The sequence below is a fragment of the Candidatus Krumholzibacteriia bacterium genome (genome assembly GCA_035649275.1).
Lineage (GTDB): Bacteria > Krumholzibacteriota > Krumholzibacteriia.
Window position 1 is genome coordinate 1 of the sequence record DASRJW010000115.1, and the last position, 9,543, is coordinate 9,543.

Consider the following 9,543-nt stretch of genomic DNA (forward strand, 5'->3'; position numbering starts at 1 on the left):
TCCCGACGGCGACCGGTTCCGGCGTGTGGTGCCGTCACCGCAGCCACGGCGCATCTTCGAGATTCGGCCCATCCGCTGGCTCCTGGACCAGGGAACGATCGTGATCTGTAGCGGTGGCGGCGGCATCCCCACCGCCTACGACGACGACGGCAAGCTGCACGGTGTCGAAGCAGTCATCGACAAAGATCTCGCCAGCGCCCTCCTGGCGCAGCAGCTGGAGGCGGACTTCTTCCTCATGGCGACCGACGTCGCCGCGGTCGCGGTGCGCTGGGGGACGCCGCAGGCACGGCAGGTGCGCCGTGCCTCGCCCCGCGCCCTCGCCAGCTTCGACTTCGCTGCCGGCTCCATGCGACCCAAGGTGGAAGCGGCCTGCGAATTCGCCGAGCGCACCGGCAAGACCGCCGCCATCGGGGCACTGGCGGACCTCCGCGCCATCCTCGACGGCCGTGCAGGAACGCACGTCTCCAACTCCGTCGCCACCATCGAGTACGTCCACATGGCGCCCTGAGCGGCGGAAGTCCCCAAGAAGATTACCTCGCCAATACTCGATCTCGTCGTCGGCGATCCTCCCGGTTCCCGGCTCGCCGAGCTTGTCGCCGGGATCCTGGGTGAGCCACGGAAGTTCGAGGAAGTCGTAGTTCAGGAGGTCGAGGAAGCGGGGCGGGAGCGGCGCGTCGACCGCTCAGGCGGCGTACGTGTTCGAACAGCCGATGCCCCCGGCGCCGTCCCGTGGATGAATGCCCGAGACAGCAACGAGGTTCCCGCTGGGGCCGCGTTCCAAGAGTGGCGGCACGGTTAGAACTCCGCATGGCACGTGCTGCTCACCGGCGCGCCGGCGTCCAATCGCCGCACATCCTGATGTGCGCCGGGGTCTTGAAGACCTCCCGATTGCCGTAGCCGCACATGACGCCGTCGTCCAAGCCCTTGCGGAGGTGCTGGCAGTCGTGACACTTGAAGCGCCGCGCGCCCCGACCTCGGCCAGCGCGCGAGAGGCGCGCGATCGCAGCCAAGACGGCGGCGAGGACGATCACTCCGAATACGACTTCCATTTGCTGTCCTTGCCGGGACACGGCGGCCTCACGAACTGCAGCGGACTCTCGACTCAGGAACCGGGCGCCTCGGGTGCCGCCGTTTCTCCCGCCACCGCTTCGCCGACCGTGCTCTCGACCACCGCCGCTTCCGCCGCTTCAGTCCAGGCTCGGTCGGGCTCTCGCGTCAGGGCCACAGCCCGGCGCGTCGTGATCCCATAGATACAAAACGCGATGCCGGCGAGTGCCGCGGCGGCGAAAAACGCCGCACCCGGAACCTGCAAGGGAGCGCCCGACGCCGAGAAGCGCCCGAAGAGCTGCGTCATGAGCGGCGGCCCGAGGATCGAGCTGAGCGAAAAGAGGCTCGCAACCGCGCCCTGCAGCTCCCCCTGCGCATCGTGCGGGATGCGGTGCGACATGAGAGCGTTCGTGCTCGGCATCACCATCGCCCCTAAGAGCCACGTCGAGAGCCAGGCCAACATCATCCAACCCGCGGTCGCCGTGCCGTAGCCCAAATAGCCCAAGGTTGCGAACGCGATGCCGGTCAGCGCCGTACGCCGCTCGCCCCAACGCGGCACGAGCTTCCGCAGCAAGGTCGCTTGGCTCGTGGCCATGAGCGCGCCGGCGAGCGCCAGGGAAGCGCCGATCATGGCTTCCGACCAACCGTACCGGAACTTGGTGTAATAGGCCCAGGTGGCGGGCATCACCTGATGTCCCAGCATCCAGCAGAAGAGCGCTGCCAGCAGCCCGCCTACGAGCGTGTGCTTGCGCATTTGCAGGAGCATACCGAGCGGATTGGCGCGCTTCCAATCGAAGCGGCGGCGCCTTTCGGGCGCCAAGGATTCCGGAAGAACGAACCAGCCGTACAGGAAGTTGAGGAGCGAGAGCGCCGCGGCGGCGAAGAAGGGAGCCCGCGTGCCGAGGCCACCCAGGAGCCCCCCGAGCGCCGGGCCGAGGATGAAGCCGATCCCGAACGACGCGCTCACTATGCCGAAGCTCTGGGCGCGTCTCTCGCGCGGGCTGATGTCCGCCACGTAAGCGTACGCGGGTGTGAAAGACGCACCTGCGATCCCCGCGATGGCGCGTCCGAGGAACAGCCAGCCGAACGTCGGCGCGAGGCCCATCACGATGTAGTCGATCCCAAGGGCGCCGACTGCGCTCAGCAAGACGGGGCGGCGCCCGAAACGGTCCGAAAGACTACCGAGCACCGGGGCGCAGATGAACTGGATCGCGGCGTACGTGAACGCCAGGTAGCCACCGTAAATCGCGGCACGATTGACGCTCTCGCCGGTCAACTGCACGAGCAGCGATGGCAGAACCGGTACGATGAGACCGAAACCGATGGTGTCGAGGAGAACGGTGACAGCGACGAAGACGATGGAGTGCTTGCCCGGACGTCTGGGGCTCAACGGCCACCTCCAGCCGCCATGATGCGCGGCCGTTCGAACGCACGCAAGTCGGGCGGTGCGACGAGACCTGTGCTCTCATCGAGTCCTTGGACGGCAATTCCCCTATGCCTCCTCGGCAACGGGGATTGCCGGTGAAGGGGCAAGCGATCAAGCGGCGGAGCCCGAGAGGGCTGGCCCCCTTCGTTGTGTTCGGGCTGTGCGCTCGGATCGAGCCCTGGAGGCGGGGTTCCCACCGATTCCGCAGCCGTTGCTCGGGCCCGCAGACCGTGGCTTCACGTGGACGTCCCCGGTCCTCCGGATCTACGATGGGTCAGCCCGCACCTGTCGTCCGCCAGCTCCAGGAGGTCCCATGCGTCCCCTTACCCCTGCCCATCGCGCTGCCCTGCAGGGCCTGCGCGCCGTGCTCGTCGCCGCCGCACTCTGCGCTCCGCGCCTCGCCATGGCGCAAGCCGCGACGCCGGCGGATCCCTATCTCTGGCTCGAAGACGTCACCGGGGAGAAGGCCCTGGCCTGGGTCGAGGCGCGGAACGCCGAGAGCACCGGCGAGCTGGCGAACTCGGAGGCGTTCAAGAAAATGAACGCCCGCATCCTGGAGATCCTCGATTCCGACGCCAAGATCCCCTTCGTGGACAAGATCGGGGCCTACTACTACAACTTCTGGAAGGACAAGCAGCACGAGCGTGGCGTGTGGCGGCGCACCACCCTGGCTGAGTACCGCAAGGCCGAGCCCGCCTGGGAGACCGTAATCGACCTCGATGCGCTGGGGAAGGCGGAGAACGAGAACTGGGTGTGGCACGAGGGAGAGCCCTTGCCGCCCGACTACACCCGAGCGCTCGTGTCGCTCTCCCGCGGCGGCGCCGACGCCGACGTGGTGCGCGAGTTCGATCTGAAGACGAAGCAGTTCATCCCGGACGGCTTCCGGCTGCCCGAGTCGAAGAGCGACAGCAATTGGCTCGACCGGGAAACGCTCTACGTCGGCGTCGCTTTCGACTCGACGACGATGACCACGTCCGGGTATCCACGGGTCGTCAAGGAGTGGAAGCGCGGCACCCCGCTCGAGAAGGCCCCGATCGTCTACGAGGGCCAGAAAGAGGACGTGGGCGTCGGTGCCCTCCGCGACCACACTCCGGGGTTCGAGCGGGACTTCGTCTACCGCTGGCTCACCTTCTACACCAATGAGCTCTACCTGCGCCGCAACGGCAAGCTGCTCAAGATCGAGAAGCCCGACCATGCGGACGCCACGGTGCACCGGGAATGGCTGCTGCTCACGCTCCGTGAAGATTGGACCGTGAACGGGAAGACCTGGCCCGCCGGCGCCCTGCTGGCCACGCGGTTCGAGGACTTCCTCGCCGGCAAGCGGGACTTCCAGATGCTGTTCGAGCCGTCGGAGCGCAAATCGCTGGCGAGCTACGCCACCACCCGCAACACCATCCTTTTGAACGAGCTCGACAACGTCAAGAACCGACTCTACGTGCTGCGTCCCGACGGCAACACGTGGTCGCGCAAGCCCATCCCTGGTTTGCCGGATTTCGGCAGCATCAAAGAGACCGTCGAAGACTCGTACGATAGCGACGCCTTCTTCCTCACCATCACCGACTTCGTCTCCCCCACCGGTTACTACTACGGCGCCGCCGGCGGGAGTGCGCCAGAGAAGCTGAAGCAGACGCCGGCGTTCTTTGTTGCCGAGGGCTTGGTCGTCACCCAGCACGAGGCGGTTTCCGCCGACGGCACGCACATTCCCTATTTCCTCGTGGCGCCCAAGAACCTACGGGCCGACGGCACGGCCCCCACGCTCCTCAACGGTTACGGCGGCTTCGAGGTCGCCGAGATGCCCACGTACAGCGGCACGCGCGGCTCCTCCTGGCTGGAGAAGGGCGGCGTCTTCGCCCTCGCCAACATCCGGGGTGGCGGTGAGTTCGGCCCCAAGTGGCATCAGGCCGCGGTCAAGGCGGGCCGGCACAGGTGCTACGAAGACTTCGCGGCCGTCGCCAAGGATCTCATCGCGACCAAGGTCACCAGTCCGGAACACCTCGCCTGCATCGGTGGCTCGAACGGTGGCCTGCTGGTGGGCAACATGCTCACGCAGTACCCCGATCTCTTCCGCGCCATCGTCTGCCAGGTGCCGCTCCTGGACATGCAGCGTTATCACAAGCTGCTCGCCGGAGCCTCGTGGATGGGCGAGTACGGCGACCCTGGCGTCCCGGCGGAATGGGAGTTCATCCGCACCTTCTCGCCGTACCAGAACGTTAAAAAAGAGGTGAAGTATCCGCGCACGCTCTTCACCACCTCGACGCGGGACGACCGTGTGCACCCTGGCCACGCCCGCAAGATGGTGGCGAAGATGAAGGACCAGGGCCACGATGTCCTCTACTACGAGAACATCGAGGGCGGCCACGGCGGTGCGGCCACCAACAAGCAGTCGGCCTACATGTGGGCCCTGGCCTACACCTTCCTCTGGCAGGAGCTGCAGCCGAGCCGCTCGCCCTGACGGACGACGCCACGTGACGGGCGACGACTCCAGGCGGACGGCGCCTCCTCTAGTCGGGGCTTCGGGGTTGAATGGACGAGAGCGCGACCTTGTCCCTCGAGGTCGCGCTCCCGTACCATGCCCCGCAACTCCAGCCCGGAGGTGCAAGGCCCGATGACCCCGAGCCCCAAAGGCCCGCCGCGGGGTGAGCGCAAGCGCCAGCTCTCCCCCGCCGCCTACCGCGAACTGCAGCCCGGCGAAACCTTCGAACCCTACATCGCAGCCAACGAGAACATTCCCCAGTTCACCACCCGCGCCGTGCTTCTCGGCATCGTGATGACCCTGGTTTTCTCGGTGGCCGCGACCTACTCGGGTCTCAAGGTCGCCCAGGTGTTCGAGGCGGCGATCCCGATCAGCATCCTTTCCGTGGGCCTCGCCGGGCTCTTCCGCTCGCGCCGCAACACCATCCTGGAAAACGTCATCGTGCAGAGCATCGGCGGCGCCTCGGGTCTCGTGGTGGCGGGATCGATCTTCACCCTGCCGGCGCTGTACATCATGGATGTCGCTCCCGGCACGGGCCCCATGTTGCTCACCATGTTCATCGTCGCCGTGCTCGGGTCGTTGCTCGGCCTCATGTTCCTCATCCCCTTGCGGCGCTACTTCGTGGTCGAGCAGCACGGCAAGCTCCCCTTCCCGGAAGCCACCGCCATCAACGAGGTGTTCGTCACCGGCGAGACCGGCGGCGAACAGGCGCGCACCCTGGTGATGGCCGCCGTCGTCGGCGGCGTCTACGACTTCCTCGCCACCACGGTCCGGGCCTGGTCGGAGCTCATCAACTTCCAGTTCCTGCCGTTCATGCGCAAGCTGGCGGAGACCACCAAGGCCACCTTGGCGGTGGATGGGGTGAGCCTGATCCTGGGCCTCGGCTTCATCACCGGGCTCCGCTTCTCGGCGATCATCGCCGCTGGCGGTCTCTTCTCCACCCTGGTGCTGGTGCCGCTCATCTACCACTTCGGCCAGCACGTCGGCGACTTGGCCATCCCGCCCGCACCGCTCCCCAATGTCCCCGAGCACATCGGGGACATGTCGGCCAACAACATCTTCCGGCTCTATGCCCAGCGTATCGGCGTCGGCGCCATGGCCGGCGCCGGCATCATCGGCATCCTCAGGAGCCTGCGCACCATCGTGAAGGCCTTTTCCCTCGGCTTCCAGCAGATCGCACGCCCCAAAGCGCACCTGGCGACCACGGTACGCACTGACCAGGACATGAAGATGAGCACGGTGATCGGTGCGATCGCGCTCACCCTCGTCGCGGTGCTGGTGTTCTTCTTCGTCCTCCTGCGTCAGGACCCGACGTCCGCCGCCAAGGCACCGCAGATCGCTTTCACCGGTCTCCTCATCGCCTTCGTCTTCTCCTTCCTGTTCACCACCGTGGCCGCCCTCGCTACCGCCATGACCGGCAACAACCCGATCTCGGGGATGACGCTCGTGACCCTCATCATCGGTTCGGCGGCGCTGGTGGGAGTGGGGCTGCAGGGCGACTTCGGCAAGTACGCGGCCATCGTCATGGGTGGCGTGGTGTGCTCGGCGCTCGCCATGAGCGGCGGCTTCGTCACCGACCTCAAGGTGGGCTTCTGGCTCGGGGCCACGCCGCGCTACCAGCAGATCTCCAAGCTCATCGGCACCCTGGTCGGGGCGCTGGGCGTGGCGCTCACGGTGCTCCTCATCCACCGGGCCTTCGGTTCCACCGATCCGGCCACCGGGCGCTTCGTCTCCGGCTTCACGAACAGCCAAGTGGTGCCGGCGCCGCAAGCCAATCTCTTCGCCACCATCCTCTCGGGCATCTTCGACAACCGACCGGTGACCTGGCTCTTGTACGGCGTGGGCCTGGCTCTCTCCGTGCTGCTGGTGATGATGAAGATCCCACCCCTCGCCTTCGCCATCGGCACCTATCTGCCGGTGCAGATCAACACGCCTCTCTTCATCGGCGGGCTGATCGCACACTTCGTGGGCCAGAGCAGCCGGGATGCTCAGGTCTCCGAGGAGCGCATGCGGCGCGGCACACTGCTCGCGAGCGGCTTCATCGCCGGCGGCTCGATCATGGGGGTCATCGGCGCCCTGCTCGTGCTCGCCAACTGGAAGCGCTTCATCGATCTGGCCATGGACGAACATCACGATCACCTCGGCCAGATCATCAGCATCGTCATGTTCACGGCGCTCTGCATCTTCCTGTACGTCAACTCGAAGCGAGCCCAGGTGAAGGGAAGCAGGGTTAGCAAAAACCGAGCACGGTGATTGTTTGAAGTGCTCGAACCGATGTGACGGCTCCGCTGGACTGGGACAGAAGAAGTGAGAGCGAAATCTCCGAAGAGCAAGAGCGCGAAAAGCGAGGCGATGGACCCGGCCTTCGCGCGCGTCGTCGAGGCCTTCGCCCGCGATCGTCAGGTCACCACCGGCAAGATGATGGCCTCGGTGGGGCTCAAGGTAAACGGCAAGATCTTCGCGATGATGGTGAAGGGGCGGTTCGTCGCCAAGCTATCCAAAGACCGGGTTGAGGAGCTCGTGCGCGCCGGAGTGGGAGAGCGGTTCGACCCTCGGGGTGACGGGCGTCTCATGAAGGAGTGGGTCGTCCTCACCGGAGCGAAGCCGCCCTGGATCGAGCTCGCGAGAGAGGCTCATCGCTTCGTGCGAGGCGAGAAGACGTGACGGAGAGGCCGCAGCCTCTGCGCGAGATCGTCCAGCCCTTCGTCGATCTGGTGCGGGCCCCGCGCGCCCTCTGGGGTGTGAACCTCAACTACCTCGTCGAGGGCTTCGTCTACTTCGGCATGGTCATCTACCTGGCGATGTACTTCAACGAGTACGTCGGCCTGGACGACCAGCGCGCCGGCTGGATGGTGGGCGCCCTGACCTCGGGGATCACCATCTCGATGTTCTTCTTCGGCGGCCGGGCCGACCGCTGGGGCGTGCGGCGGGCGCTCATCGTTTCCCTGCTCCTCATGCTCGCCGGGCGCATCGTCCTCGCCGCCGCGCCGAGCTCCGGCCTGCGCGGCGGCGCCATTCTCTCGCCGTTGAACGGCCTCTCGCTCGTCGCCATCCTGCTCGTGGTCCTCGGTTACGGCATCTACCAGCCTGCCGCCTACGCCGCGGCGCGGCAGTTCACCACGCCCGCCACCGCCAACATGGCCTATGCCATGCTCTACGCGGTGATGAACCTGGGTGGCTGGCTGCCGACCTTCATGTCCGCCATCCGCGAACGCTCCGGCATCCAGGGCGCCTACTGGTTTTACACCGCCTCGACTGGCCTCGGTCTCGTCCTCCTCCTGCTCGTTCTCACCCGCAACGCGGTGGCGCGCGGCGTGGCGGACGCCAGCGCCGTGACTGCGACTCCCGAGGGCCCTGTCACCGCAAACCCATCGAGGCCAGCGGCGACGGCATCGACGCCCGCCAGCGCCCCGACTCCTGCCGGTGCCGGATGGTCACGGCCCACGGCAGCGGCACGCGCCTGGCTCTGGCTCCGGCAACACCCGTTGGCGGATGCCAAATTCTCCTTTTTCATCTTCTGCCTCATCCCGGTGCAGACGCTCTTCGCCCACAACTGGCTCACGCTGCCACAATACGTGAGCCGCGCCTACGCCGGTTCCTGGGTGGGAGAGAAGTTCGAAACCGCGACCAATCTCAACTCTCTGCTCATCTTCGTTCTCTGTCCGCTGGTGGCGGCGATGACGAGGCAAACGAAGGTCTACCCCATGATGATCGTCGGCACGGCGATCATGGCGGTGCCGACCTTCTTTCTCGCCTTGGGCCCGACGGTGTGGGCGCTCTTCGCCTACATCGTCGTCATGACCATCGGCGAAGCCATCTGGCAACCGCGCTTCTTGCAATACGCCGCCGAGATCGCCCCGCCAGGCCGCACCGGTGCTTACATGGGCGTGGCCCAGTTCCCCTGGTTCCTCACCAAGATGCTGGTGCCGTTCTATTCCGGCTGGTTCCTGCAGCGCTATTGCCCCGATCCTGCCACCGGCTTGCCGCAGAACACCCGGACCCTGTGGTTGATCTACGGCTGCATCGCCATCAGCTCCACGCTGTTCTTGGTCCTGGCTCGCAACTGGGTCGGGAAGGATTTCAAGTCGAAGGCCTGAGGCTGAAGCACGGAAGGGCTCATGATTGCGCGCCGCACGCTAGGATTGCCGACCACCGGCGGGAGCAGGGGAACTCGAGGAAGGCGCCGCGAACCCCCTGGAATTTTGCCGCGCCGGCGGGGTAGGATGCGCCCCATGAAATGCCAGGTTTTCTCCGCGCTCCGCCTCCCGTGCGTTCTCGCTTGGGTCCTGTTCCTTCTCGGCTCCGGCGCCGCGGCGCAGCAGGTCGGCATCACCCTGCCGCCGACGAGCATCCTTCCCAACTACGACCGTTTGCCGATCGGCCAGACCGAGGCTCTCGAAGCCGGGGCGTACCTCGCCCGCGCCGAAGGTGCCTCCGCTGCCTGGTACAACCCGGCGGGGATGGCACTGGCGGAAAAGAGCGGCTTCAACGCCAGCGCCGTCGCCTACGAGTGGAACTCGGTCAGCGTCGAGGGGGTGGGAACCTCCACCACGCGCTCGCGCTTCAGCTCGGTGTCGACCCTCGTGGCGGCCGTCAT

8 protein-coding genes are annotated in these 9,543 nt (G+C 66.4%); 6 read left to right on the forward strand and 2 right to left on the reverse strand.

Annotated elements, in window-relative coordinates; all coding sequences use genetic code 11:
* Positions 1-508 (forward strand): carbamate kinase (locus VFE28_12105; GenBank protein HZM16735.1); only part of this gene is annotated, 508 nt, incomplete at its 5' end.
* A 313-nt stretch (positions 509-821) separates the two neighbouring features.
* Here VFE28_12105 and VFE28_12110 read toward each other — a convergent pair.
* A complete protein-coding gene (locus VFE28_12110; GenBank protein HZM16736.1) occupies positions 822-1,049 on the reverse strand; it encodes a hypothetical protein in 228 nt (75 codons plus the stop codon).
* 53 nt (positions 1,050-1,102) lie between these two features.
* Positions 1,103-2,437, reverse strand: coding sequence for a TCR/Tet family MFS transporter (locus VFE28_12115; GenBank protein HZM16737.1), 1,335 nt, complete (start codon positions 2,435-2,437; stop codon positions 1,103-1,105).
* A gap of 439 nt (positions 2,438-2,876) precedes the next feature.
* Between VFE28_12115 and VFE28_12120 the strand changes: the two genes are divergently transcribed.
* From VFE28_12120 to VFE28_12140, 5 genes are all read left to right on the forward strand, one after another.
* Complete coding sequence (locus tag VFE28_12120; protein HZM16738.1) at positions 2,877-4,925, forward strand: prolyl oligopeptidase family serine peptidase; 2,049 nt, start codon at positions 2,877-2,879, stop codon at positions 4,923-4,925.
* 153 nt (positions 4,926-5,078) lie between these two features.
* Complete coding sequence (locus VFE28_12125) at positions 5,079-7,199, forward strand: oligopeptide transporter, OPT family (protein HZM16739.1); 2,121 nt, start codon at positions 5,079-5,081, stop codon at positions 7,197-7,199.
* Positions 7,200-7,298: 99 nt separating this feature from the next.
* The gene (locus tag VFE28_12130; protein ID HZM16740.1) at positions 7,299-7,610 is read left to right on the forward strand and encodes a TfoX/Sxy family protein; all 312 of its coding nucleotides are present in this window, start codon (positions 7,299-7,301) and stop codon (positions 7,608-7,610) included.
* Positions 7,607-9,043: an MFS transporter gene (locus VFE28_12135; protein HZM16741.1), complete on the forward strand. Its 1,437-nt coding sequence runs from the start codon at positions 7,607-7,609 to the stop codon at positions 9,041-9,043. Before VFE28_12130 ends, VFE28_12135 begins: the two co-directional genes overlap by 4 nt.
* Before the next feature lie 135 nt (positions 9,044-9,178).
* On the forward strand, positions 9,179-9,543 hold a 365-nt coding region (locus VFE28_12140), incomplete at its 3' end, for a hypothetical protein (protein HZM16742.1).